20 protein-coding genes and 3 tRNA genes are annotated in these 26347 nt (G+C 38.1%); 8 read left to right on the top strand and 15 right to left on the bottom strand.

The features are described from left to right. Window positions 1-18: 18 nt before the first annotated feature. From R5R67_RS11680 to R5R67_RS11650, 7 genes are all read right to left on the bottom strand, one after another. A complete protein-coding gene (locus R5R67_RS11680) occupies window positions 19-2067 on the bottom strand; it encodes a M13 family metallopeptidase (protein WP_000836150.1) in 2049 nt (682 codons plus the stop codon). Between the two features lie 268 nt (window positions 2068-2335). Continuing rightward, window positions 2336-3529, bottom strand: a complete 1194-nt coding sequence (sbmA, locus tag R5R67_RS11675) for a peptide antibiotic transporter SbmA (RefSeq protein ID WP_025466900.1) — start codon at window positions 3527-3529, stop codon at window positions 2336-2338. 236 nt (window positions 3530-3765) lie between these two features. Continuing rightward, window positions 3766-5001: a threonine ammonia-lyase gene (locus R5R67_RS11670; protein WP_000615951.1), complete on the bottom strand. Its 1236-nt coding sequence runs from the start codon at window positions 4999-5001 to the stop codon at window positions 3766-3768. Between the two features lie 197 nt (window positions 5002-5198). Next, complete coding sequence (locus tag R5R67_RS11665) at window positions 5199-6170, bottom strand: patatin-like phospholipase family protein (RefSeq protein WP_000811534.1); 972 nt, start codon at window positions 6168-6170, stop codon at window positions 5199-5201. A gap of 168 nt (window positions 6171-6338) precedes the next feature. Next, a complete protein-coding gene (locus R5R67_RS11660) occupies window positions 6339-7814 on the bottom strand; it encodes an alanine/glycine:cation symporter family protein (RefSeq protein ID WP_001005337.1) in 1476 nt (491 codons plus the stop codon). 99 nt (window positions 7815-7913) lie between these two features. Then, window positions 7914-8054: a hypothetical protein gene (locus R5R67_RS11655; protein ID WP_000490937.1), complete on the bottom strand. Its 141-nt coding sequence runs from the start codon at window positions 8052-8054 to the stop codon at window positions 7914-7916. 182 nt (window positions 8055-8236) lie between these two features. Beyond that, complete coding sequence (locus R5R67_RS11650) at window positions 8237-8440, bottom strand: hypothetical protein (RefSeq protein WP_002040375.1); 204 nt, start codon at window positions 8438-8440, stop codon at window positions 8237-8239. A gap of 510 nt (window positions 8441-8950) precedes the next feature. On the opposite strand from R5R67_RS11650, the gene R5R67_RS11645 reads away from it, so the two are divergent. After that, entirely contained in the window at window positions 8951-9655 is a 705-nt protein-coding gene (locus R5R67_RS11645; protein WP_001047593.1) for a nitroreductase, read from the top strand. A 27-nt stretch (window positions 9656-9682) separates the two neighbouring features. Here R5R67_RS11645 and R5R67_RS11640 read toward each other — a convergent pair whose 3' ends face one another. After that, window positions 9683-10897 carry a multidrug effflux MFS transporter gene (locus tag R5R67_RS11640; protein ID WP_000003702.1) on the bottom strand — a complete coding sequence of 405 codons (1215 nt, stop codon included), beginning with the start codon at window positions 10895-10897 and terminating at the stop codon, window positions 9683-9685. A gap of 127 nt (window positions 10898-11024) precedes the next feature. On the opposite strand from R5R67_RS11640, the gene yccS reads away from it, so the two are divergent. From yccS to R5R67_RS11620, 4 genes are all read left to right on the top strand, one after another. Beyond that, window positions 11025-13199 (top strand): YccS family putative transporter, encoded by a 2175-nt coding sequence (gene yccS / locus R5R67_RS11635; protein WP_001984830.1) that lies wholly within the window; start codon window positions 11025-11027, stop codon window positions 13197-13199. Between the two features lie 100 nt (window positions 13200-13299). Beyond that, complete coding sequence (locus R5R67_RS11630; protein ID WP_000125649.1) at window positions 13300-13875, top strand: SdpI family protein; 576 nt, start codon at window positions 13300-13302, stop codon at window positions 13873-13875. A gap of 157 nt (window positions 13876-14032) precedes the next feature. Further along, complete coding sequence (locus tag R5R67_RS11625; protein ID WP_000473048.1) at window positions 14033-16579, top strand: PepSY domain-containing protein; 2547 nt, start codon at window positions 14033-14035, stop codon at window positions 16577-16579. Window positions 16580-16705: 126 nt separating this feature from the next. Beyond that, window positions 16706-17491 carry a YdcF family protein gene (locus tag R5R67_RS11620; protein WP_001198155.1) on the top strand — a complete coding sequence of 262 codons (786 nt, stop codon included), beginning with the start codon at window positions 16706-16708 and terminating at the stop codon, window positions 17489-17491. 207 nt (window positions 17492-17698) lie between these two features. On the opposite strand, the gene R5R67_RS11615 is transcribed toward R5R67_RS11620, so the two are convergent. From R5R67_RS11615 to R5R67_RS11595, 5 genes are all read right to left on the bottom strand, one after another. Next, a tRNA-Val gene (locus R5R67_RS11615) sits at window positions 17699-17774 on the bottom strand. A gap of 66 nt (window positions 17775-17840) precedes the next feature. After that, window positions 17841-17917: transfer RNA gene (locus R5R67_RS11610), tRNA-Asp, on the bottom strand. Between the two features lie 24 nt (window positions 17918-17941). Further along, window positions 17942-18017: transfer RNA gene (locus tag R5R67_RS11605), tRNA-Val, on the bottom strand. 206 nt (window positions 18018-18223) lie between these two features. After that, complete coding sequence (elsL, locus tag R5R67_RS11600) at window positions 18224-18727, bottom strand: cell wall-recycling L,D-carboxypeptidase ElsL (protein WP_000077304.1); 504 nt, start codon at window positions 18725-18727, stop codon at window positions 18224-18226. A 150-nt stretch (window positions 18728-18877) separates the two neighbouring features. Beyond that, window positions 18878-19246 (bottom strand): YbaN family protein, encoded by a 369-nt coding sequence (locus R5R67_RS11595; protein ID WP_001259499.1) that lies wholly within the window; start codon window positions 19244-19246, stop codon window positions 18878-18880. A 104-nt stretch (window positions 19247-19350) separates the two neighbouring features. On the opposite strand from R5R67_RS11595, the gene R5R67_RS11590 reads away from it, so the two are divergent. From R5R67_RS11590 to dapE, 3 genes are all read left to right on the top strand, one after another. Beyond that, complete coding sequence (locus R5R67_RS11590) at window positions 19351-20259, top strand: DUF1853 family protein (RefSeq protein WP_001017517.1); 909 nt, start codon at window positions 19351-19353, stop codon at window positions 20257-20259. 98 nt (window positions 20260-20357) lie between these two features. Next, window positions 20358-20501: an entericidin A/B family lipoprotein gene (locus tag R5R67_RS11585; RefSeq protein WP_001984826.1), complete on the top strand. Its 144-nt coding sequence runs from the start codon at window positions 20358-20360 to the stop codon at window positions 20499-20501. 125 nt (window positions 20502-20626) lie between these two features. Beyond that, the gene (dapE, locus tag R5R67_RS11580; protein WP_001016581.1) at window positions 20627-21763 is read left to right on the top strand and encodes a succinyl-diaminopimelate desuccinylase; all 1137 of its coding nucleotides are present in this window, start codon (window positions 20627-20629) and stop codon (window positions 21761-21763) included. 35 nt (window positions 21764-21798) lie between these two features. Here dapE and R5R67_RS11575 read toward each other — a convergent pair whose 3' ends face one another. Next, window positions 21799-22263: a hypothetical protein gene (locus R5R67_RS11575; protein WP_000678929.1), complete on the bottom strand. Its 465-nt coding sequence runs from the start codon at window positions 22261-22263 to the stop codon at window positions 21799-21801. Then, window positions 22260-26347: Hpt domain-containing protein (locus R5R67_RS11570; RefSeq protein ID WP_318754850.1), on the bottom strand; the 4088-nt coding region annotated here is incomplete at its 5' end. The genes R5R67_RS11575 and R5R67_RS11570, both read right to left, overlap by 4 nt.

Genomic DNA, 26347 nt, shown 5'->3' with positions numbered 1-26347 from the left:
TTTCGCGGGCTTTCTTAATTACCAAATAGTTACCCGTTTCTCTGGTGGTAAATACATCTGATCATCTTCGTTTATTTTAAAAGCCTCATAAAATGGTTTTTGATTCATTAAAGCTCCATTACCACGTACTTTATCAGGAGAGTGAGGATCAGTTTTTAAATAGATAATCGCTTGAGCTTCGCGGGTTTTCGCACGCCAAACTTGAGCCCACCCCATATAAAAACGTTGCTCCCCAGTCCGTCCATCAATTACAGGGGCTGGCTTACCGCCTAATGCAATTTGATAGGCCTTATAGGCAATTGCTAACCCAGAGTTATCTGCAATATTTTCACCTAATGTCAATTCACCATTAACATGATAACCAGCAATCGGTTCATAACGGTTATATTGTTCAATCAACGCTTGTGTTTTAGCTTTAAAATGCTGGTGATCTTCAGCATTCCACCAGTTTCTCATATTGCCCAATTCATCAAACTGGCTACCCTGATCATCAAAGCCATGACTAATTTCATGGCCAATCACAGCGCCTATACCACCATAATTCACTGCATCGTCTGCGTTTATATTAAAAAAAGGTGGTTGTAATATCGCTGCTGGAAATACAATTTCATTCAATGATGGATTGTAATAGGCATTCACCGTTTGTGGTTTCATATACCATTCATCACGATCAACCGGCTTACCCAATTTATTAAGTTCATATTGGTATCTAAATTCACTTGCGCGAATTATATTCCCAACTAAATCATTTTTAGCGATGTGCAGGTCAGAATAATCACGCCACTTTTTTGGATACCCGATTTTTATTGACATGTGAGAAAGCTTTTTACGAGCTTGTATTTTCGTTGCAGGACTCATCCAGTCCAATTCTGTAATGCTTTGGTCATAAGCACGAATTAGATTTTGAACCAATAATTCCATCTGTTGTTTTTTCTCAGCGGGAAAGTATTTTTCAACATAAAGTTTGCCGATACCATCTCCCAGCACCTTATCAACAAGCTGTACACCACGCTTCCAACGCGCTTCTTGTTCAGTAATATCTCGAAGTGTCTTGTTATAAAAATCAAATTTATTATCTACAAAAGCGCTATTTAGTAATGGAGAAAAATTATTGATCAAATGCAATTTAAAATAAGCTTTCCATATATCTAAGGGTGTATTTTGAATAATTGTATTTAAGCCCTGAAAGTAATCTGGCTGATTTACCTGAATAGTATCAATTTTTCCTTTTAATTCAGTTGCAGTTAGATAACCTTGCCAATCAAATGCGGGGGTCAATTTATACAAATCTGCGAGTTTGTATTTATTGTAGCGTTTTGCAAGATCACGGTTTTGTACATTGCTCCACTGTATTCGTGCTAACTGAGTTTCAAGTTTTAAGATTTCCTGAGCATGTTGCGCAGCTTGTGAATCTCCTGCAAGTGATAAAGTTTTTTCAATATACTTTAAATACTGTGCACGAGTTTCGATAAATTTTTTATCATCTTTTAAATAATAATCGCGGTCAGGTAGACCCAAACCACTTTGCTCCAATCCAGCCACCATTTCGGTAGATTTTTTCATATCCTGTTCAATGCCTAAGCCAATCGGGCTATTAACATTAATACGAGCAAAATGGGCCATTAAAACTGCTATTTGCTTCTTATTTTTCAAGCTATCAATTTGATGTAGCTCAGCTTGTAGGGGGATAATACCTTGCTTTTCAATGCCTTTTTCATCCATAAAGCTCGCATATAAAGTAGCTATTTTCTGCTCTAAACTACCATCCGCCCATTTTTTTCTAGATAGCTCTTCTACAATCCCATGTACTTGACTGATTGATAACTCACGGAGCTGATTAAAAGCTCCCCAATTTGCTTTATCAGCTGGGATTTCAGTATTTTTTAACCAAATACCATTTACATGAGCATAAAAATCGTTCTTTTCACTAATAGAAGAATCAATATATTGTTGATCTATACCTGATATTTTTTTGATTTGAGAAGTTGTTACTAATTCCGCATGTACCAAATTAGCAGAAGACATAAGTGCAATCGTAAGAGCACTTTTAAGTAAAATAGATTTCAAAGACTTAACCTCGTATTTAAATATTTAATAATCTAAAACAATGATTTAAATTGATTATTTTTTTATTAATTAAGCGAATAGCAAAATTAAAATCAATATAGAAGCAAATTCTATACCGCGAAAATATAATATTTCAAAAAATATATTTTATTATATAAATCAAAATTATAAATAAAGAGCCATACATAACAGGTTATTTTACTAAATACTCAATATTTTAAAGATGCCCTGGCTTGAATCAAGGCACCTTAAAGAATGATGATTACTTTTAATTTAAAGTATCTTCAAATGTTCTCAAACGCTTATAAATTGAAAGTAGTTCAATGATTGTTTTCCATGAAGTAATTAAATACTGGAATGATTCACGGACCTTATCAAAGACATTACTAATTTGCGTAATTAAGCCTAATGTCATTTTACCTGCTGCAATAGACGGAAATAAAACAACCAAGCTATATAAAATATCTAATTGTAGATACCAGATACTAACCAGATTAAAATAAGAATAATGAAGGTATAATCGAAAATAATTAAATCTGACTTTTGAGAATAATTCTTTTAATGTCTTTGGCTGTGCCCGTTCTTCATAGTCTTCGCCATAAACCAACTCTTTACGATAAGCAGCTTCTACCTTCTGGTTATTAAATTGTAGACCGGGTAATTTATTACCAACCACCATGAGTAGAACTGTACCAAAAATAGCCCATACAATTGCTGCCCATACTAATGAATGATCAATTTCTCCTACAATAGGTAATACTTTAACCTGCTTAGAAAGTTCAAATAGAATAGGTAAAAATGCAATCAATACCATAATTGCCTTTATGAAGTTTACGCCTAAATCTTCTAAAACAGATGCAAAACGCATGGTGTCTTCTTGCACACGCTGTGAAGCACCTTCAATATGGCGAAGTTTCGCCCAATGCTCTGTATAATATTCATTCATAGCCGTACGCCAACGAAATACATAATGGCTAGCAAAAAATGCATTAATCACGGCTAAAGTTACGCCAACCATGGCAATTAAAAGAAAAGTAACTGTTCCGCTATATAGCTTATTAATATCACCGCCACCATGATCTAGCATTGCTTGAATAAGATTATAAAAAGGTGCATACCATGCATTAACGGCAACACTGACTTGCACGCCAAACCAGATGTTAAATAAAATAAAAGCAGAGCCCCAAACTGACCAACGTTGCCATGGATGATTAGAAATAATTCTCCAAAACCCTGCAAAAATTGCTGTAGAAACTAGGAACCAAATATAAAACCATATAAAAGTCGGAGACCAGAAGCGGCTAACACCAATTGGTAATTGTTCACTATGGTAACCCTGATGGAATCCAATGAAACTCCCCCATGTACTACCACCAGAATACCAAAGCACCATATTAAGCGCGATCCAAATAACCGCAGATATAAAGAAATACCGTGGTGATGGAAAAAATGATTTGAACATTGAGTGTTGATATCCCTATATTTCTTCAAATTTACAATGAAAGGAATACTAAAACCTAAACCTTAAAATTGTGAAGGCTAAAGTTTAGAGAATTGTCAATTTTTCCCATTTCATTGAAGGATTTGATCGTTTTTTTGTAAATTCATCCCTTTATGCAATTTAATCCGTTTAAATTGCTTTGTATATGGCTCCCCTAAGAGCCATATACAGTTTTTATATCACAGCCATATGTACGTTTAAATCTCTTCTTTACGAACAATATAGCCTTCAAGTTGCATAGCCTGAATTAATGGTTCCAGATCTGGAGCGCTTTTTAGTTCAATATCGACACTCACCGCACTTTCTTTAGCACGGCTTGTTGCTGCAAAGCGTTCATGTCGAAGTTCGTAAATATTACCGCCCTGCTCCGCAATAATTGCTGTTAAACGCGCTAAGGCACCCGGATTATCTGGTAATTCAACGCGAATACGAACCATACGGCCAGTACGAGTTAAGTGACGCTGTAATACTGAAACCATTACACGTGTATCAATATTGCCACCAGATAACACCACACCAACTTTATGGCCTAAAAATAGATCGGGACGAGACATAATTGCAGCAATTCCAGTCGCGCCAGCTCCTTCACACACTGTTTTTTCAATGTTGAGTAATAGCGCAATCGCTTCCTCAATCATATCTTCAGTGACTACCACAATATCATCTACAAAATGCTTAGCAATTTGTGTGGTCAGCTCGCCCGGAGTTTTAACCGCAATACCTTCAGCCACCGTTGAACCCATTGAAACCGCGAGTTGATAGTTACAAAGCAGTTTCGCCATACTTGGATAAACAACCGACTGAACTCCGATAATCTTGATTTTAGGATTTATTGATTTTGCAGCAATCGCAATACCAGAAATGAGACCACCACCTCCAATAGGTACGACCAAGATATCTAAATCAGGAACAGCTTCCAGCATTTCGAGCGCGATAGTACCTTGACCCGCAATAATTTCAGCATCATCAAATGGATGAATAATGGTTAGAGATTCTTCTTGTGCCACACGGTGCATTTCAGCAGCAGCTTCCGAAAAGTCTTGGCCATGCAAAATAACACGCGCACCGTATTCACGTACTCGTTGCACCTTCACATTGGGCGTCGATTTTGGCATAACAATAGTTGCCGTGACTCCTGTGCGCTGTGCATGATAAGCGACCCCTTGCGCATGATTACCAGCTGAAGCTGCAATTACACCATGTTGTTTTTCTTGTTCAGATAAGCTCAAAAGTTTATTTAATGCGCCTCTTTCTTTAAACGAAGCCGTAAACTGTAGATTCTCAAATTTCAGCCACATTTCAGCCCCTAAGGTTTTAGAAATGGTTTCTGAAAAAACAAAAGGTGTTTTAACAACTAAACCATCTAAACGCTCTGCAGCGGCATGTATATCTTCTAATGTTGGAAACTCATTTTTTACCTGTTGCTGAATCATCTAAGTAGCTGGCCTCAATATGTTACAAATCAATTATTTTTTTGAAAAATAGCATGAATATCTCATATGTGTCATGAGTAGTTTTCAGCATAGCTCCACTATACAAAAATTTTTGTCAGCACATACAAATCTTTTATTTTTCAACAAAAAAGCCCTTAGCGGGCTTTTACTTAATTTTTCATATACTTGCTTTCAATTTATTGCGTTTGCGCACTTAAACCGTCAGTAGATAGATTCTGTTCCGCTATTTTTTCATCAATCGCAAACTGAATATCAGACAGTTTTGCATTTGCTGCATCTATGCCTGCCTTCATGGTTGCTTCACGACCTTTTACATCAAAAATATGTGCTTTTTCTCTTAAATCCGGTTGAATTACTACATCTGCATATTGAAGTTCTTCGGCAGCCAAACGTCCTTGCATAATATTAATATTCTGGTTAAAGAGTCCCCATACATTTGAGGTTTCCGTATAAATGGGTTGAGCCAGAATATCGACAGCAATAATGACATCGGCTCCTAAATCACGGGCTACTTCAACAGGTACCGGACTGACTAAACCGCCATCTACATATTCAGATTTACCAATTTTAGTCGGTACAAACATGCTTGGTATTGAGGCTGATGCTCTCACGGCCTGTCCCGTATTGCCATAATTAAATACGGTTTTGGTGCCATGCTTGAGCTCTGTTGCCACTACATACATCGGAATTTTCATTTTTTCGAGCGGCAAGTTATTTACTTGCTGGTTTACATAGTCTTCAACTTTTTTGCCGTCAAAGAAACCTTTTAAACCAATACTGATGTCACGAACATCAGCCGCTTTCATTTTCAATGCAGTATCGCGCAGTTCATCAGGCGTTTTTCCACTCGCATAAATTGCTCCGACAATACTTCCTGCACTGGTTCCAACAATGAAATCAGGACGGATACCATGCTGTTCTAAAACTTCAATAACACCAATATGTGCATAACCTCGTGCACCACCACTACCTAGTACTAATGCGACTACTGGTTTCTTATGTTGCTTCTTAAGCTGTGCAAAAGGCTGATCGACGAAACGTGAGTATGCCTCTGCCGTTTGCGGTTTTAAGGCAGATAAGTGTGAGGTGGTTTGGCACCCGGCCAACACCATAGAAAGTCCGAGAACCCACAATTTAAGCTGTTTCATGGCCCATCTTTGCACTATGACGTTAATTTTCGAATTGCAATTTTAGTTGCTCGTTTTGTGAAATGCTGTAGTGAATTTATTTAATTTGTCATGTTTAATTTTTATACTCAAGTATTTTTATTATGCCGAAAAAAAGCCCCTTATTTCTAAGAGGCTTTTCTTACAAAATTACCAAATATCTGAATCGACTTTTTTCTTCAACTCTGGATATTTATTAATTTTAAATACAGGTTCTTTAATACCTTGCTTCAATTGCGCTCGGTAATCTTTCAACAAAGTACGAGCCATTGGTGTTAAAAGTAAAATTGCGACCAAGTTAATGGTAGCCATAATACCCATAAACAAGTCTGCCATTGACCATACTAATGGCACACTACCAATTGCACCGAAATACACCATCACCAATACAAAAATACGGAAGATGAACATGACTTTCGGGTTGTTATTAATGAACTGTACGTTACTTTCTGCATAAGCATAGTTACCTAATACAGCTGAGTAACAGAACAAGAATAATAGAACAGCTAAGAAGTCAGCTCCCCAGTGCCCCACTTGAGTCTCTAGCGCACGTTGGGTTAATTCAACACCGACGAAACCAGCATCTTGGTAAACGCCAGAAACTAAAATGATGATTGCAGTACTTGTACATACAATGAATGTATCTACGAATACGCCAAGCATTTGTACCAAACCTTGGTTTACAGGATGTTTTACATCAGACGCAGCCGCCGCATTTGGTGCAGAACCCATACCCGCTTCGTTTGAGAACAAACCGCGCTTAATCCCTTGCATCATTGCCATTGACACGGCAGCACCGAAGAAACCACCTGCCGCAGCATTAAAGTGGAAAGCTTCAGTCACAATCAGTTTTAAAACATCAGGTAAAATCGCATAGTTGCTTAATGCAATATATAAAGCTACAGAGAGATAAAGACCTGCTTTTAAAGGAACAAACATCTCTGCGAATTTAGCGATACGTTTAATACCACCAAAGATTGCTAATGCAACCATCACAACAAGAGCAAGACCAACCCAAGAAATTTCTAAATCAACACCACCTAAATGCGCAATTAGGTTAGCTTTATCCCAACCCCAAGCATGTGAAGATGCATTAGCAATTGCATTGATTTGAACTGAGTTAAATACAAAACCATAAGTAAAGATCAATGCTAACGCGAAGATCACACCAAAAGTTTTACTACGTAAACCTTGAGTAATATAGTAGGCTGGACCACCGCGGAATTGCTTGCTATTACTGTCTCTCACCTTAAAAAGTTGAGCAAGAGTAGATTCAATAAAAGCAGAGCTCATACCAAGTACAGCGGTTACCCACATCCAGAACACGGCGCCTGGGCCACCAATTGCGATCGCAATTGCCACACCAGCAATGTTACCCACCCCAACACGGCTCGCAAGACCTGTTACAAACGCTTGGAAAGGTGTAAGGCCATGCTCATCTTCGCCTTCTGTACGGCTGCTTTTCATAACACGAATACTTTGCAAGAACATGCGAATTTGCACTGCTCCTGTTAAGACCGTATAAAAAATACCGACGGCCAGCAAGAAAATAACCAGAAAATCCCATAAAGGTTCATTAAAAAATTGTACCCACGACATCAGTGTGGCATTGAGTTGTTCATTCATACTCGGTCCGCTTACGTTCTTGCTAATGTGCTATTAGCACAAGCCAAAATACTGCAATAAACAAAAAAGCCCCTAAAAATAGGGACTTCTTCAGTACATTTAAGGAAAAACTTTTAATGTCACTTGAATAGCAATTACCGTCACAAGTTTAAGCAACATCATGCCCAGCACTAAGCCTTTGAAGGTTACATGAGAGAAAGCACCCTTCAGATAAAATAAATTCATCGCACCACTGAACATATTCCCATTTGGGTGAACAGAATGCATCGACTCGGCTACAAACTTGGAAACTAACAAATGACCACCGCTAAATCAGCTCGTTTAATGATTCCCATCAATTAATCGAGTTATAAAAACTGGATTTAAGCCAATAAGCATATTTACATATACTTTTGGGCGAATGTCTAAACTGGATTTAAATTTCAAAGACTGTAACAAGCCATCGTCATAACACGACTATCTGTGCCCTTTTCTTTTTCATTAAAGAAGAGTGCATTGAGATCTGTACCAAGCTGTTGTATTTCTTGTGGCTCAGTAGTTGCGTGAGTTACGTCCATTTTCATGGTTGCAATGGTAATCGCCAATCCTTGTTTCATGAACTGCTTGTTGATGAGCGGTAAACTCATGTAAAGCTCCTTATACCTCGTGTATTTCTCCATTTCTGCACAAAATCCTTTCTGTAAAAGTATTTTATTTGCAGCCACTACTTTTTTCCTAACGTGAGTATGGAGAAATCATACCTGCGTAAAAAAGTCGGTATTATGCAGAAATTTAAAATTTTGTGTATGTTTTTCATTAAAAGTTTATGCAACTTAAGATTGTTTTTTATACAAAAACATCTGTTTTGTACTGTTTTTAAACATATTATACCTTTTTTCTAATTGAGCGATTTTTACTCAACCCTTATTTTGGCTTTAATTGAATGACTATCAAAGTCACACCACTTTACCATTTTAAGCCTAAAGTGGCATATTCGAATTATCATTGAGCAGACATCATGTCTTACCCAAGTCATTAATCATATATATAAGGATATCTGTTTTCTAATATTTTTTGCTTATAAATACAGCAATTTCAGCAGATGAAATTGCATCTCAAAAAGTATTAAATATTTAGGGAAAAGATCAGGAGTACTCATGAATTTGGAACAAGTCCGCCTTGTTGACGAAGCAATTACCTCTCGACATTCTGTCCGTGCTTTTTTAAGCACTCCCATTGAGCCAGAAGTCATTAAAGATATATTAAGAGTCGCAAGTCGAGCACCTTCCGGTACCAACACTCAACCATGGAAAGTTTATGTAGTCACAGGTCATAAACGTGATGAAATGGTAGAGCGTGTTTGTGCAGCACAGATTGAGGTTTCCAAAAATCCCGAACTTGCAGAGCAATATAAAGAAACTTTTGCATATTACCCTGAAAAATGGGTCTCTCCTTTTATTGACCGCCGCCGTGAAAATGGTTGGGGACTCTATGGTTTGTTAGATATCAAAAAAGGTGAAAAAGAAAAAATGGCTGCTCAGCAGTTACGTAACTTCAAACTGTTTGATGCTCCAGTCGGAATTTTCTTTACAGTCAATAAAGCAATGGGAATTGGTTCCAAAATGGATATCGCTATGATGATTCAAAATGTCATGGTCGCTGCCAAGGCTCGGGGATTAGACACCTGCCCTCAAGCAGCTTGGAACCATTTCCATCCGCTAGTATTAGATATTTTAGGCGCAGCAGATGACGAAGAGCTGGTATGTGCAATTGCACTAGGTCATGCCGACCCTGAACATATTGTGAATACCTTTATTACACCTAGAGAGCCTGTTGAGAATTTTGCAGTTTTTCTTGATTAAAGATGCAAGACAATCACTCTCTTAAAATCAAGAGAGTGATTGGCTTTTTGCTTGTCGAATCGCTTTTAAAACAACAATAAAACCACTTAATGTAAATAACACCATCATCACTCCCATATTGAGTGATGCAGACCAAACAAGGAAGTTAAGCAGTACTCCACCCAATAGACCGCAAGCAAATTGCATACTGCCCATAATTGCACTGGCTGTTCCTGCACGAGCACCTTGCTTTGACATGGCTAGAGCCATAGCATTTGGTCCAGTTAAACCAATTCCTGAAATTGCTAAGAACAGCCCTAACATTACTAGCCATAAAGGTGCTGCAGAAATTAAGCCAGCAATCAACACAATGCTTGCACCTGTCACTTGTACCATTGAACCTGCTTTTAAGCGCTTAGTGATTTCAACACGTGTGGTTAAGTGCTTATTTAAAGATGACATTAACATAATGCCAAAAGCATTGAGCCCGAATACATAAGCAAACTCTTGCTGATTTAAGCCATATTGGTCCATAAAAACGGCTGGAGCTGAACTGATATAACAGAATAATGCTGCACCTGTTAAACATCCTGCAAACATAGGTAAACGGAAGCTTGCATCTTTGAAAATAGCACCATATAAGGTAGCCACTTGATATAGAGATAACTTGAGTCTCTTATCAACTGCCAAAGTTTCTTTAAAAAAGAAATGTACACATAGCCAACAGATTGCCCCTACAATTGAAAGCGCAATAAAAATCGCTTGCCACGGAAACCAGATTAATATCCAGGCCCCAATCATCGGTGCCAAAATAGGTGCTAAGCCCATTACGATCATCATGCTTGAAAAAGCTTGTGCCGAGCCTTGGACATCTAATCTATCGCGTATAGCAGCACGAGCCATAACCACCCCCACACAACCACCTAAGGCTTGTAAAATACGGGCAGCAATTAGGCTCCATTCATTTGTAGCGAGCACACAGAACAAGCTTGCAACTGCATAAAGCGCAAGCCCAAAATAAAGAGGCTTTTTTCGACCAATACGGTCGCTTAAAGGTCCATATACCAGTTGTCCAATGGCTAAACCAAAAAAATAAGCTGGCAATGTGTTTGCTACCATTTGCGTACTCACCCCAAAATCATGGGCCATTTGAGGCAACGCAGGTAAGTACATATCAATGGATAATGGCCCTAAAGCCGTGAGTAAAGCGAGCAACATAATCCAGCCAATAGAATATTGACGCTGGGCTGTTTGTTCAGACATAACGATATTTCATTTTTCAATCATTTGCATACAGACAAGCTTACACTGTCTATCGTATGATTTGTGCAACATTGGTGTAGAAATACGCAAATCCTTTATCACTCAGGTTGATCAGCAAGGACTTCATTTGAAATCTTGGTTTAAACGCCTAAAAAGAGCGACTTATAACACATCATTTATGTATAACGTGCGGATGCTGATTGCCTTTTCAGGAACTGCGTTCGTGCCTTATTTTCTAGGACATCAATTAGCAACAATTCCCCTCACTTTAGGTGTGGTCGCAGCTGGTTTAAGTGATATTGATGATCGCTTTTCAGTGCGAATCATGAATTTGATTTACACCTATATTGGTTTCTTCATTACCGCAGCTTCCGTACAATTACTTTTCCCTTATCCAATGCTTTTTGCGCTAGGGCTGATTGCCTCTTGTATTGGCTGGATTTTACTAGGGTCATTAGGTCGCCGTTACGCAACAATTTCTTATGGATGTCTGGTTGTTTCAGTTTATACCATGTTGGGAGTTCATTTATTTGACCAGTGGTATATTCAGCCAGCTCTTTTGGTTGCGGGAGCAGCATGGTACGGGCTTATTGCAACCATTAGCTTTTTATTATTTCCGGTTCGCCAGCTCCAAGATAAACTTGCGGCCTCTTATGCCTCATTAGGCGACTTTCTATTTGCCAAATCTAATTTGTTTGATGTCGATATGACGCCTGCGAGTTATCAGCAAAGCATGATTGATCTTTCATTAGAAAATGGCAAATTAATAACGATTTTTAATGATCTTAAAACCGCCCTTTTAACCCGTTTAAAGGGTGACCGTGGACAAAAAGGTACTCGCCGTAGCCTACATTATTATTTTGTCGCACAAGATATTCATGAACGTGCAGACTCTGCCCATATCGACTATCAAAAGTTAGCTAAAATTTTCCAGCACAGTGATATTTTATTTAGGTTTCAGCGCATTTTGGCAATTCAGGGTAAAGCTTGCCAAGAGCTAAATGAATGTATTTTACAGCGTAAACCCTATATCCATAACAAACGCTTTAAGCAGAGTTTCGAGAATTTACGCTTATCTTTAGTAAAGTTAAGAGATGATCAGCAGTATGACTTATTGTGGGTAAATGCTCTTTTTGCCTTATACCGAAACTTAAAGTCTATTGACTCACAATTACTCAACTTAGAAACGGAACAGCATATTCAGTCTGACAAAGTAAAGCAGGCTGAAAACCAACTTAAAGATGATGATCTAAAAGGTTGGAATGATATTGTTGTCCGAATAAAACAAAATCTAACACCTGAATCTGTACTATTCCGTCATGCCATACGAGTTTCGATTGTTCTTTTTATTGGATATGTATTTATTCAAATGACCCATATCGAATATGGCTACTGGATTATGTTGACTGCTTTATTTGTTAGCCAACCTAACTTTAACGCAACAAAACGTCGCTTACGTTTACGTATTGTAGGTACATTAGTCGGGATTATTGTCGGCCTTAGCATAGTATTTTTAGTACCTTCTGTGGAAGGGCAATTAGTCATGCTAATTTTGAGTGGCGTACTGTTTTTCGAGTTACGTAGTAAGCAATATGCTCAAGCAACTGCTTTTATTACTATTTTGGCATTAATTAACTTTAATCTGGACGGTTCAGCAGTCGCTGCAGCTATTCCTAGGTTTGTTGATACTCTAATTGGTTGTGCTTTAGCATGGTTTGGTGTGACCTTTATTTGGCCTGACTGGAAATTCCGTCGCCTACCGCGCAGTATTCGACGCTCCTTACAAGCACAATGTAATTATTTAGCTGAAGTGGTAAAACAATATCATGAAGGCCATAATCATGCCCTCAACTACCGTATTGTCCGCCGAGCAGCACATAATACTGATGCAGAAGTCGCTTCGCTTATTTCTACCTTAGCAACAGAGCCGGACTTCGACCCTACTCGTAAGTCCGATATATTTGAATTTTTATGCCTCAATCATACATTTTTAAGTTATATCGCAGCACTTGGAGCACATCGAGAAAAGATTCAGGATCAAGCGGTTCTTAACGTATTAGATCAAGCATTAGATGATATACAAGGTGCTTTGTTAAGAGATGAAATGCCTGATCTTACGGCACAAAATATGCTACAGACGATACGTCAGCGCTTAAGCCAAAATGATGAAGATGACCAAAAATCGCTCATTATTTTACAGCAGTTATCGTTGATGCTCAGTGTATTAAATCGATTTAGTATGTTAAAACAACGGCTAAGTCATGATCTGGATAATGATGCTAGCGAACTTGCATCATTATAAATTTGAGTCAGAATTTAGTATGAAATTGGCATAATATCCTTTCCTGACTTATGCCAATTAATGCTAAACTTAAAACAGTTTACAATTTGTTATTTGCACTATGACCGCGAAAACTTTATATGCTTATACGCTTCAGCCTGTTCCTTACGAGGTATCAGAAGCTGAGCAACGTAATGCACAACTTCTTATCTGGCGCAGCACCAATAAAATCAGCACAAAAATCTGGGCGATTATGGGCGTAATTTTAGCCCTTGCGATTTTAGGTCTTATCTTTATCAAGAACTATTCTACAGTGATTTGCTGGGTTGCCATTGTCTGTGTAGTACTTTATTACCTTGGCCGTAAATATGGTTTGGAATGGTATGTTAAGCGTAAGATGAATGAGTTTCCTGTGCAGGAAATCAAGGGTATTCGCTTAGGCGTACAACCTCACGGTATCGTAATGCGCCAGCAAATGGGCTTACAAGAAGGCGTTGGAACTATCGGATGGAAAAATATCTATGAATGGTACAACACCCCTGACTTTATTTTAGTTAACTTTAAAGTAAAAGATCCTAAAGGTCAGGAACAACAAGGTGCATATATATTGCCTAAACGTATGGACTCTAAAAACTTTTCTTTCAATACAATTCGTAAGCATTTGAAAGAAAGTGTAGGTGAACCGAAAACTTTATAATTTCACCTCTTTAAAAAGCCTCCTTTACAGGAGGTTTTTTATTATGCTAAAAATAAATGATAATGAAAATTAATATTATCTCCAAAATCCATATTATCTACTCAATCTTCGGCTATACTTCGTTACAAGATCTCCATCATATTTACATTATTCGACCATGTTTAAAAAGTTTTTATTTCAAATTCATTGGTTTCTGGGTATTAGTGCTGGCCTCATCTTATCCATTATGGGTGTTACAGGCGCAATTTATTCTTATGATCAGCAAATTTTAAAATGGGTAAATACAGATAGTTATGTTGTGCAAGCACAAAGCTCACCTAAGCTTACCCCTGCTCAGCTTTACCAGCATTTCACAACAATCCAGCCTGAAATTAAAATTAATAGCATTACAATTGCCAAAGATCCTACCGCCTCATCCGTAGTAAACATTGAAAAAGAAGGCGAACGACGCGGCTACAATATGATGGTTAACCCTTATACAGCTCAGGTATTACCAGAGGTACAAGGTCGTAAGCTACTTTTATTAATACAACAAATTCACCGAAACTTAACTGCTGGTGAGTTCGGTAAACAAATTACCGGTGCTTGTGCCCTAATGCTCATATATTTTGTTTTGAGCGGATTATATTTACGCTGGCCGAAAAAGCACTCTGCACGTCAATGGCTTGCTGTCAAACCCAAACTTAAAGGTCGAAATTTTATTTGGGATTTACACGCTGTTGTAGGTACATGGGTTATTGTTTTTTATCTTCTTTTTGCATGTACAGGTCTATATTGGTCATATGACTGGTGGCGTAGTGGTATGTTCAAAGTATTAGGTGTAGAACAACCTAAAATGCAAGGCCATAGTGGATCTGGGCGAAATAAAGATCAATTGCCTAAAATTCAACTAGATAATGCTCAACTGATTACCGCACTTAACCAAACTTGGAGTGGTTTTAATAATCAGATTGGACGTGATTATTCGACTTTAACAGTTAACTTACCTAAAAAAGATGATGGAAAAATTGAATTAAGTTTTGTAGATGCAACGCCACAACATGAACGTGCACGTAACCAAGCTGTCTATAACTATAAAACTGCCAATATTGAAAAAATGGAGCTTTATGAAGATAAAAAGCTTAATCAAAAAATTATGAGCAGTATGTTACCTGTGCACCGAGGTAGTTTCTTCGGACCAGTTTATCAATTTGTGGCGATGCTTGCTTCTTTAGCCATGCCATTATTTTTTGTTACCGGATGGATGCTTTACCTTAAACGCCGTAAGCAGAAAAAACTTACTCAAGCGGCTCGCCAGTCTTTAGCAGGCCATTATATCGACCAAAATGCTAAGCCTTGGTTAATCACTTATGCCACCCAAACTGGAGTTGCGGAACAACTCGCGTGGAGTACTGCAACGAGCTTACAAGAGGCGCATCAACCAGTTCAGGTTAAATCTGTACAACAACTAACCGAAGCTGATTTACAGCAACATGAACAAATATTATTTGTGATTAGCACCTATGGTACTGGAGAAGCACCTGACTTAGCTTCTAATTTTGCTAAAAAGTTATTAAAAACCAATTTAGAACTTCAACATGTCAAATATGCAGTATTAGCTTTAGGTTCTAAGGAATATCCGGATACTTATTGTAGTTTTGGCCACACAGTAGATGAATGGCTTAAAAACAATGGTGCCAAAGCCCTCTTCGATATTATAGAAGTAGATAATGCAAATCCGGCAGATATTCAAACCTGGAATCAGGCACTTGTAAAAGCAACTAAACTAGATTTGCATGCTGTTAATATCGAAAAAGTGTTTGATAATTGGACATTACAACAACGGGATTTACTCAATCCAAATAGTCTAGGTCAGCCTGCCTACAATATTGAACTTACTGCCAATCATGAAGCTATATGGCAAGCTGGAGACATTGCTGAAATACAACCAGGTAACAGCCCTGAACGTATTAATAAGTTTTTACAGCATCATCACATTCTTAAAAATGCAGTGGTAGACTCGCTACAGGTTTCTATTGAAAAGGCACTTTGGAATAAAGATTTAACTGGTGAAATTGAACCGTTTGCCAATCTGGACCATTTACTAGAACAACTTCCTACCCTACCAACGCGAGAATATTCAATTGCTAGCATCCCTTCTCAGCAAGTATTACGTCTAGTTGTTCGTCAACAATATGATGAGTCTGGTGATTTAGGTTTAGGATCAGGTTGGCTGACTCAACATACAGAAATTAATCAAAATGTTGCACTGCGAATCCGTACCAATGAGTCTTTTCATTTGATTGATGATAATCGTCCAATTATTTGTATAGGTAATGGAACGGGAATCGCAGGTTTAATGAGCTTACTTCATACACGAACTCGCCATAACTATACTGAAAACTGGCTAATTTTCGGTGAACGCCAACGCGCTCATGATTTCTTCTATGCATCAACTATTGAAGCTTGGCAAACGATGGGAATGTTAAAACGACTTGATCTTGCATTCTCACGCGATCAAGAACAACGTGTTTATGTTCAAGATATCATCCGACAAAATGCAGCAGAGTTAGTCAACTGGATTGAACGTGGTGCAGTACTCTATGTATGCGGCAGTATTGATGGAATGGCAAGTGGAGTCGATCAAGCACTTATTCATATTTTAGGCGAAGAACAAATCGATGAGTTAAGACAACAAGGCCGTTATCGCCGTGATGTTTATTAAATATCAATAAATAACAAAGCTGAGTAATAGCCAAAATGCTTTACTCGGCTTTTTATTGCAATCAGCATTGAATTTGGAATGATTTTGCATACACTGTCTGCAATTTAAATTGCAGCTTTAAACACAATGCAAGTCAGTAAGTGGATTCGGATTTTCTTAGCAATCATTGGTTCAATTTTATTTTTGGACGGCTTATTTCTAGCTTTTCTAAATAAAATTCATGTAGGCACACTTGTTCCTTTAGTTTTAGGAGCATTCTTCTGTCTTTATGCATTATTTTATTATCATTTAGAACGGTTTTTTTTCTATCACTATCGGCTTCATACTCTTTGGCGTTTTGGGTGGTTGTGTTTCTGGATTTGGTTAATTGGCTTAGGCTATTTTTTTAATTTTATTAAAGAAAATAAAGACGCAAGTCAAAATCTTCCCGCAGTTAAAGCAATTATTGTTTTAGGTAGTGGCGTCGAAAATGGACAGCCTTCAGCTATTCTTGCAAAGCGTCTTGACACAGCAGCTCCAGTTGCCCTTTCACAACCGCAAGCAAAGGTTATTTTAACAGGAGGTTTGGACTTTTCAGAAAAAGAACCTGAAGCATTAGTCATGTCACGCTACTTGGAACAACATTTTCATATAACAAAAGATCGAATGATCCTTGAAGACAAAAGCACAAGTACAGAACTTAATCTTAAAAATAGTAAACCTTTACTTAAACAAGCTCATATTAGTGTTAATCAACCTATTGCAATTGTTACAAGTGACTTCCATACACCACGAGCTGCAGCTATTGCAAAGAAACAAGGCTATACACAGGTTTATATGGTCGCTGCAGAAACACCTTTAATTACTCGCTACAACGCTTGGCTACGTGAATATTTTGCATACGCTAGTGGGTGGCTTCTAAACGAGTATTAATCTTGGTTCAGAAAGCTGCTATTGCGTTACAGCATGGCAGCTTTAGTTAAACTCGATAGTAATAATAATTCGAACTCAAAAATTAAGTATGGAAAAGAGAGAGTTAACCAAAAAAGATAAAATAGATAGATAAAAAATAGGAAGAGCAGAAACGCAAAAAACACTAAATAAATTAGCGTGTTTAATTTTTTAAATTTGAAAAAGTTATGGTGGGCGCTGACGGGATCGAACCGCCGACATTCTGCTTGTAAGGCAGACGCTCTACCAACTGAGCTAAGCGCCCTGATTGAAAAAGACAACAATCGCAGTCTTTATACATTACATCCTCTAGATCAGGGAATCAAGAGAATGGCGCAGCGGACGGGGCTCGAACCCGCGACCCCCGGCGTGACAGGCCGGTATTCTAACCAACTGAACTACCGCTGCACTTGAGATCTTAACGTAAAGGCTTGGTGGGCGCTGACGGGATCGAACCGCCGACATTCTGCTTGTAAGGCAGACGCTCTACCAACTGAGCTAAGCGCCCTTAACGTCTTCATCGTTTGTGAGGTGCATTATAGAGAATCTTTAACAGGTGTCAAACGCTTTTCGACAACTTTTCAAAAAAATGCGAATGAATGATTAAAAATAAGTCATTATTAAGTAAAAAACAATTTTTTGTATTTTATTTAAGCACTTATTTTAATATTTTGATCATTCGGCTAATTAAACAATAATCTTTAAAATCCTATTTTAGGTTAAAGATTGTTCAGACAAATAAACTAATGCATCTTCAGAGACTAAATCAAACAATTCAATGATTTCTTCATTACGCATTCGAATACACCCATGTGACATTGGAACCCCCATCGGTTCTTTATCAGGCGTACCATGAATATAGATATAACGTTGCATAGTGTCATGGCCTTCGCCTTTGTTAAAGCCCTCTTCTAAGCCATCTAACCAAAGAATGCGTGACAATATCCAATCTCGCTCAGGAAATTGTGCGGCTAATTCACTGCTATAAACTTCACCTGTGGGCTGCCGTGCAATAAAAACTGTATTTTTGGGAGATTGCATACCAAATTTCTTAGCAACCCGGTGCCATCCGCGTGGGGTTTTACCCGTATTTTCTTGTTCCCCAATTCCATTTTTGCCAGTAGAGACCACGTAAAACTTATTATGTTTAGGTAAGCTTAAAGTTTGATTTGCTAAATCGATAAGAATATCTGCATCTTCAAGTTTAAATTGGGACATCGAATTTCTTCTCTTATATCAACTCAACTATTTTGAGCTTTAATGAAAAATTATGGGAAAGCTTGTCTTGCGCCAAAGTTAAAATATTATCAATCTTCTTTGCTCTACGCGCAGTTTTACTGCTTGTCTTGCGTCAAAATTAAAAGATTATCAATCTTTTAATTTTGGCTCAGGACGTAGCCATAACCAAATTGCAACAACAAGCATGGTAGTATCGGTAAAGACCTTGACCCAAAACGGCGCCGAAGTAAACAGCATCAGAATACCACTTGCGGTCATCATAATGGTTGCAATCCACTTTGCCTTAAGCGGTACTGTCCCATTTGCTCGCCAGTCCCGCAGGGTTGGTCCATACTTGGGGTGGTTTAACAACCACGCATCCATCTGAGGCCATCCCTTTGAGGCCGCCCAAGCAGCCAGAATAAGAAACACTGTTGTCGGCATGCCTGGTAAAATTGCTCCAATAATACCAAGCGTGATAAAAATCACGACCAGAGTTCGCCAAAACAATGTTCGCATATATAAACCTTAAGCTATTGTTACTCGTAGTATAAAGTGTTTTTCTGGTATTGTTTTGTTGATTGACCATGAAATTTGGATGAATTATTTCGAGTACTCAACGTATGAATATTGCCTCAATTAAAACATCCTATTTTGAGCCATGGTTACAGTTCAGTCACCCAATGGTAAGACAATTGGCCTTTACAATTGCCAGCCCGAACCTACTTAGCCAACTTCCCTGCCGCCTTACTATTCGACATAATTTTCAATTACATACGGATCAAAATTGGGAACAACATTTTCAAAATTACTTACCCCGCCTAAAGCAGCTTGATGCAGCACCAGAACCCTTACTTCAATTTATGTCTCGGCTTAAGAGTACACGCTTAGGTTTACGTTTTGAAAATTTACTTTGGTTTTGGCTACAAGAAGATCAATATCATCCTTATCAGTTATTAGGCCATAGTATTCAAAAAATTGATGGAGCAAAAACTTTAGGTGAACTCGATTTTTTAGTTTTAAATCAAAATACTCAAGAAATTGAACATTGGGAAGTTGCTCTAAAATATTACCTAGGTGAAGGTCAATTAAATTTAGAACAATGGATTGGTTTAAATAGACAAGATACTTTAAGTAAAAAGCTTTACCACTTTACTGACAAACAATTTCAATTTTCAGAAGCTTTGGGTTTTAAAGTTCAACAACGTTTCGCTGTCTTAAAAGGACAACTTTATCTTCCTCTAAATTTACCTCAAGAACAGCTTATTCCTGAATGGGTAAATTTAAAACGTCGCTTAGGTACTTGGGGTACAGAAATCCCTAAATCTGACTTTTACCGCTTAGAAAGACATGAATGGCTTTGTCCTCATCAAAAAGCGAGTTCAAACACTGCTTATTGGTGGACTGATGGCCTATATTGTCAAAATATTAATGAAACCCGATTTTATATGTTCAGGCACCCTGCTTTACTAAGCTTAAAACCTTCTCTCATCAAAAATAACGGTGTTTTACAAGAGACCACGTCCTTATAGAAACAATTTATAACGTTTTTACTATTAAACAATCATGTTTCTTTTTCCGTTTGTTTTTTAATCTAAATTTACTTCATTATTAAATTTATACGGAGAAAATGATGAAAAAAGTTTTAGTCGCATCTGTAATGGTGGCATTTGTTTTAACAGGTTGTAATACGTTCAAGGGTTTTGGTCAAGATGTCTCTAAAGCTGGTGATGCTGTAACTAACACCGCACAAAAAACTGAAAATAAAATGTAAGTTATGCTTAACATTTAAAAACCTTATCGTTTCGATAAGGTTTTTTTATTTTTAAATACCCATCCCTTAGAGATTCGCCTATTATATCGGACTATATTTCACCTCATCAGTACGCAATTTCCGGTATGAACCACTCAGACACTCTCTCGCTTAGCTTAGAACTTCTACAACAGCCTTCTGTTACTCCTATTGATCATACTTGCCAAACTATTATGGCTGAGCGCTTAGCTAAGGTTGGCTTCCATATTGAACCTATGCGCTTTGGAGATGTCGATAATTTATGGGCTCGACGTGGAACCGAAGGCCCTGTATTTTGTTTTGCTGGTCATACCGACGTAGTACCAACAGGACGTTTAGACGCTTGGAATTCAGATCCATTTGCACCAGAAATTCGCGACGGCAAATTATATGGTCGCGGTTCAGCAGATATGAAAACTGCATTAGCTGCAATGGTAGTTGCATCTGAACGTTTTGTAGCAAAACACCCAAACCATAAAGGTTCAATTGCTTTTTTAATTACTTCAGATGAAGAAGGTCCTGCTGTTAACGGTACAGTTAAAGTCATCGAAACACTGGAAAAGCGTAATGAAAAAATTACTTGGTGTTTGGTTGGTGAACCATCAAGTACTCATAAATTAGGTGATATTGTTAAGAATGGCCGTCGTGGTTCTCTTAATGCTGTATTGAAGGTTCAAGGCAAACAAGGTCATGTAGCTTACCCACACTTGGCACGTAATCCAATTCATGAAGCATCGCCAGCGTTAGCTGAGTTGTGCCAAACAGTTTGGGACAATGGCAATGAGTATTTCCCTGCAACTTCATTCCAGATTTCAAATATCCATGCAGGTACTGGCGCAACCAATGTGATCCCTGGTGCTTTAGAAGTTACTTTTAATTTCCGTTATTCAACCGAGGTTACAGCAGAACAGCTTAAACAACGTGTTCATGAAATTTTAGACAAGCATGGCTTGCAGTATGAAATTGTCTGGAATTTGTCTGGCTTACCATTCTTAACTCCAGTAGGTGAATTAGTTAACGCAGCTCAAACTGCTATTTTAAATGTGACTGGTACTGAGACTGAGCTTTCAACAAGTGGTGGTACATCTGATGGGCGCTTCATTGCTCCAACAGGTGCACAAGTTTTAGAACTCGGTGTTCTAAACGCTACTATCCATCAAATTAATGAACATGTTGATGTACATGATCTTGATCCATTAACTGATATTTATGAGCAAATTTTAGAAAATTTATTAGCTCAATAAAATAAAGAAGGAACTCAAAAGAGTTCCTTTTTCTTTTATAAACCAAGTAATTTTTCAATATATTCTAAGTTAGGTATATAGTAGCGTTGATCTTGCATACGCACATATTTAAATACTGCCGGGTGTTGTTCAGCCTCATGCTCATCCATTTCATCGACAATTTCAGAAATACGCAGACGAGTAGAAACTGGCATTGTTTTACAGATTAATGCAAAACGTTGGCTAATATCTTCCCCTTCAATCACTAATGCTACTGCATGTTGATCAATTGTGTTATGTACTGAGTAGACCGGTAGCTTCACATCATGCCATTCAATATGTTTTACGCCATTTTTTACATCCATGGCAGACAACACGATGTTTTGTGGCAATAGCATAGGTACCTGATCGTTACATTCAATGATATAGGCATCAATAAAACCAGTTGAAACCGTAATAAGATGCTGTAGCTCTTGTTGGTCCATATTAGCGATCAATGATGTATTTACACTACCTTTCATGATTTGACCTCACTTTCAGACGCTACAAGTAAAGCATCGATATTCTCTAGTAACTCTTCTTCTTGGAAAGGTTTACCCATATATTGACTTACACCTAACGAGAATGCTCGTTCACGATGTTTTTCGCCTGTTCTAGATGTAATCATAATAATTGGCATGTATTGATGCATATCATGATGTCGTACAAGATTGAGAACCTCAAAACCATCCATACGTGGCATTTCAATATCAAGTAGCATCAAATCTGGCTTAATATTTTCTAACTGCTCTATGGCGTCAACACCATCTTTAGCCGTAACCACATCATAGCCTTGACGTTCAAGCAATCGGGACGTGACCTTACGTACAGTTACTGAGTCATCTACAATCATGATGAGGCGGCGTTCATCAGACTCTCGTTGTCTATACACTGCTTCACTAAGTTGTTTATGACGCTGAGTTGACTGAATTTGTCGCGCAATATTTTGTCCATCTAAAATTAAGCAGACCTGTCCATCACCTAAAATTGTGGCGCCTGCAATTGCTCCAATGCTAGAGAACTGTTGACCAATTGGTTTCACTACAATTTGTGCTCGAGAGCCAATTAACTGGTCAACAAGTAGTGCCACAGTTTGGCCATTATTGGCTTTAATCATTAACACAGGTAATGAATACATCACACCATTTAAACGTGGTATGGGTTGGTTACCAACAAATTCAGAAAGATAACGTAATGGATAACGTTTATTTTCATACTCAAATAGTTCTTGAGGACTTTCAAAATACTGCTCTAAAGAGGCTGGTGACACTCGAATAATTCGATCGATTTGAGCGAGTGGAATCGCAAATTGTTGATCTGCCACTTTAACCATTAAGGCATCACTTACCGCTACTGTAGTCGGTACGCGAATCGTAAATGTTGTTCCCTGCCCATAGACGGATTCAACGCTGACATGTCCACCCAAAGACTTAATATCACTCTGCACGACATCAAGACCTACACCACGTCCGGAAATCTGAGTGACTTGCTCTGCTGTACTTAAACCCGGATGGAAAATAAGTTGCAGTATGTCTTGCTGTTCTAAGTCTTGTTCTGGCTTGATCAATCCGGCAAGGAGTGCTTTCTGACGTACTTTTTCAACATCAATGCCTTGACCATCATCACTAAAGACAACCACAACATCCGTACCTTGACGCTGAATATTAAGTTCAATACGCCCTGTTTCCGGTTTATTTGCTTGTTGCCGCTGCGCTCGGTCTTCTAAACCATGGTCAATTGCGTTTCTGAGCATATGCTCAAGCGGAGTCACTAACCGTTCTAAAATGTTGCGGTCCAACTCACCTTCCGTATTATTTACGAAAAGCTCAGCAGGTCTATTCAATGCTGTAGACGTCTGACGAACAATTCGTTGTAAACGCGGCAATAAACGCGAAAATGGGACCAACCGTGTCCGCATTAAACCTTCTTGAATTTCCGCTTGAATTCGTGATTGTTGTAAAAGCAAACTTTCGGTATCTCTGATTTTGTCAGATAACGTATTTTTAAAGTCGACCAAGTCCGATGCAGATTCAGCAAGCGATTTCGACAATTGATTTAAAGATGAATATTGGTCCATCTCTAACGGATCAAAGTCGGTATAACGAGAATGTTCAATTCCATGTTTAGCAATAATCTGTGTTTCTAACTCACCTTCCATTCGACGTAACTGATCGGCAAGTCGTTGAATCGCCAACTCCATTTCAACTAGTGTATGGCTAAATTGGCTTAGGTCCATTTCAATTCGTGAACGGTTAATGGAGTTTTCACCAGACAAATCAATCATTTTCTCGATTAAGTCGGCTGAGACACGGATCATTTCATTATTCTGATCCAGACGCTCTGTTTGCTCCCACGCTCCCATCATTGGTGGAGGCTCTGTACCATCACCTTGTATAAAGGTCATCACTGGTTCTGAGCTAAACAAGTCCGCTCTAGTTAACTTAGTCGGAATCTGGATTGTAGTTTCAAAGAATTGAATATTTTCTAAACTTTGCTGTAATCCATCGAAATGCTGATAGTTGTGGTTAAAAATTGCATCTTTTAACCATGCAATTGCACTTTCTAATAAATGATCATAAATATTTGAATTGAAGTGATGCAACGCAAATTGTTCAAAAGCATTTTCTAGTTGGTAGGCAATTGCTTGTACGGCTTCTAAACCCACCATTCGTGCACCACCTTTCAAACTGTGCACGGCTCTTTGTAGCTGAAGCAAAATACTACGGTTGGTACGCTGTTCAAACCATTGTTTTAATAGCGACTCAGCCATTTCTAACAATTCAGTAGCTTCTTCTAGGAAGGTCTGTTCAACAACAGCCTCAATGTCCTGTTCATCAGCTGCAACTTCATTCTCTTGCGATGTAACCGAGGTAATTACTTCAACTGGAGTAGCTAACTCGGTAACCGCTGTATCGAATACCTGATCGTGATGAGTTTCTAGCTTTGCAAGAGCAGGTTCAAGTTCTACTGGTATCTCATCTATTATTATTTCAGATATCACCTCTTGCTCAGAGAATACCTCACTTTCAGCATCAAATGCCTCAACCACTGATACAGGTTGGAAGTTAGAGTTTTGACCCGCTCGTTTTAATGCGTTAATTGTGTAAGGAGCTGCATAATCTAGTTGTTGTTCACGCATGATTTGTAAACGATCAGCCAAGTCATCTTGAACCAAACGAATAAAATCAATTAAATCTGAAGTTGCTACTAATTGCTTTTGAATTAAACGCTCATAAATGCTTTCTAATTCATGGGCAATCAAACCAAGATACGTTGCCTGAACCATATTTGCTCCCCCTTTCAAGGTATGCAAATAACGCATTAGGTTGTTCAGAGCTGCAAAGTTTTCTTGCTCACCTACCCAAATATTAAGATCGGTATCAATTCCCTCAAGTAATTCTTCAGCTTCCTCAAGAAAGATATCTAAAAGATCAGCATCAAAATTTCGATTCACTTGTGTTGATGAAATATATTGTCGATCTTGCTGCACACTTTGACCTAATACCGCCCAGTCTGCAGAGTCTGAGAAATTCTCTACAGTAGCTACTACTTCTGGCTCTGGTTCAATATTGGATATTGGTTCAAAAGATGTCGAATCCTGCTGAGGCAGGTCATTTGATAGGTCTGGAATGTATTGCGTATAAAGTTTTAATTCTTCTAAAATACTTTGATGTTGCTTAACAACACCGACTCGTTGACCAGCAGCTAAAGCATCAAATAATTGAATGAGCTGTTGATGTGCTTTTTGATAAATTTCAAATATATAGTCTGATTGTAATAACGCAGGTTTATCAAGCAGTACTTCATAACTTTCTTTAAGTTGGCTGGTATATTCATGTAAACCCAGCATTGCTTGAGAATGTGTATGTTGCAGTAATAAATCAGCCTGTTCACTTAGGCGTTCAAGATAATCAGGAAACTCATTACGAATTCCCTTCTCAAAATCTAATTCTGCATCCAATAATTCAGAAACATCTAATTGTAATAATTGCGATACCAAGCCATGAGAAGGCATTAACGGATCTGTTCGGTCACCATGTTGCTCAACATATGCATCCCAAAATTGATTAAATTGCTGCAATCTCGCTTCGAGCTGTTCACTTGAACTATATCTAGATAGTAGTTCCAAGCTATCTCGAACAAACTCACGATATTCTTGTAATAATAAAATTTCTTCAGAGTGAGAAGATAACTCTTCTTGTAGCAGTATTTTAAATAAATGCTCAACTTTGGTACTGGCCTCGAAAATTGTTTCGACCTGTGCCATTGCAGAGCTACCACGCAAAGTATGTAAAGCACGTATTAAAGCATTGTAACTGTCGTACTGATGTAACTCTTGATCTAAGAATTGATGAATCGTGGCTAAATGTTCTTCCGCCTCTTCCATAAATAAGGTCAAAGTTTCATCTAGATTTATTTCAATTTCAGTATGTGTAGCTTGAATGATTGGCTCAGCTAACGAATCTTGTTCAATATAATCTAGCTCAAGACCAGTCACTGTTTCGGCCATAAGCGTATTTGAAAGTTGTAAAAGCTCTTCTAAAGCTGGCTCTAAACTTTGCTGTT

It is taken from the genome of Acinetobacter sp. OYA S30 (genome assembly GCF_033599315.1).
Lineage (GTDB): Bacteria > Pseudomonadota > Gammaproteobacteria > Pseudomonadales > Moraxellaceae > Acinetobacter > Acinetobacter baumannii.
Note: the sequence above shows the minus strand (reverse complement) of the source record. Positions and strands in the feature narration are given on the sequence as shown.

Coding starts and splice junctions, on each gene's coding strand:
- sbmA (WP_025466900.1), bottom strand. CDS start 3,529: ATGTTCAAATCATTTTTTCCATCACCACGGTATTTCTTTATATCTGCG.
- R5R67_RS11670 (WP_000615951.1), bottom strand. CDS start 5,001: ATGATTCAGCAACAGGTAAAAAATGAGTTTCCAACATTAGAAGATATA.
- R5R67_RS11665 (WP_000811534.1), bottom strand. CDS start 6,170: ATGAAACAGCTTAAATTGTGGGTTCTCGGACTTTCTATGGTGTTGGCC.
- R5R67_RS11660 (WP_001005337.1), bottom strand. CDS start 7,814: ATGAATGAACAACTCAATGCCACACTGATGTCGTGGGTACAATTTTTT.
- R5R67_RS11655 (WP_000490937.1), bottom strand. CDS start 8,054: ATGTTCAGTGGTGCGATGAATTTATTTTATCTGAAGGGTGCTTTCTCT.
- R5R67_RS11650 (WP_002040375.1), bottom strand. CDS start 8,440: ATGAGTTTACCGCTCATCAACAAGCAGTTCATGAAACAAGGATTGGCG.
- R5R67_RS11645 (WP_001047593.1), top strand. CDS start 8,951: ATGAATTTGGAACAAGTCCGCCTTGTTGACGAAGCAATTACCTCTCGA.
- R5R67_RS11640 (WP_000003702.1), bottom strand. CDS start 10,897: ATGTCTGAACAAACAGCCCAGCGTCAATATTCTATTGGCTGGATTATG.
- R5R67_RS11630 (WP_000125649.1), top strand. CDS start 13,300: ATGACCGCGAAAACTTTATATGCTTATACGCTTCAGCCTGTTCCTTAC.
- R5R67_RS11625 (WP_000473048.1), top strand. CDS start 14,033: ATGTTTAAAAAGTTTTTATTTCAAATTCATTGGTTTCTGGGTATTAGT.
- R5R67_RS11620 (WP_001198155.1), top strand. CDS start 16,706: ATGCAAGTCAGTAAGTGGATTCGGATTTTCTTAGCAATCATTGGTTCA.
- elsL (WP_000077304.1), bottom strand. CDS start 18,727: ATGTCCCAATTTAAACTTGAAGATGCAGATATTCTTATCGATTTAGCA.
- R5R67_RS11595 (WP_001259499.1), bottom strand. CDS start 19,246: ATGCGAACATTGTTTTGGCGAACTCTGGTCGTGATTTTTATCACGCTT.
- R5R67_RS11590 (WP_001017517.1), top strand. CDS start 19,351: ATGAATATTGCCTCAATTAAAACATCCTATTTTGAGCCATGGTTACAG.
- R5R67_RS11585 (WP_001984826.1), top strand. CDS start 20,358: ATGATGAAAAAAGTTTTAGTCGCATCTGTAATGGTGGCATTTGTTTTA.
- dapE (WP_001016581.1), top strand. CDS start 20,627: ATGAACCACTCAGACACTCTCTCGCTTAGCTTAGAACTTCTACAACAG.
- R5R67_RS11575 (WP_000678929.1), bottom strand. CDS start 22,263: ATGAAAGGTAGTGTAAATACATCATTGATCGCTAATATGGACCAACAA.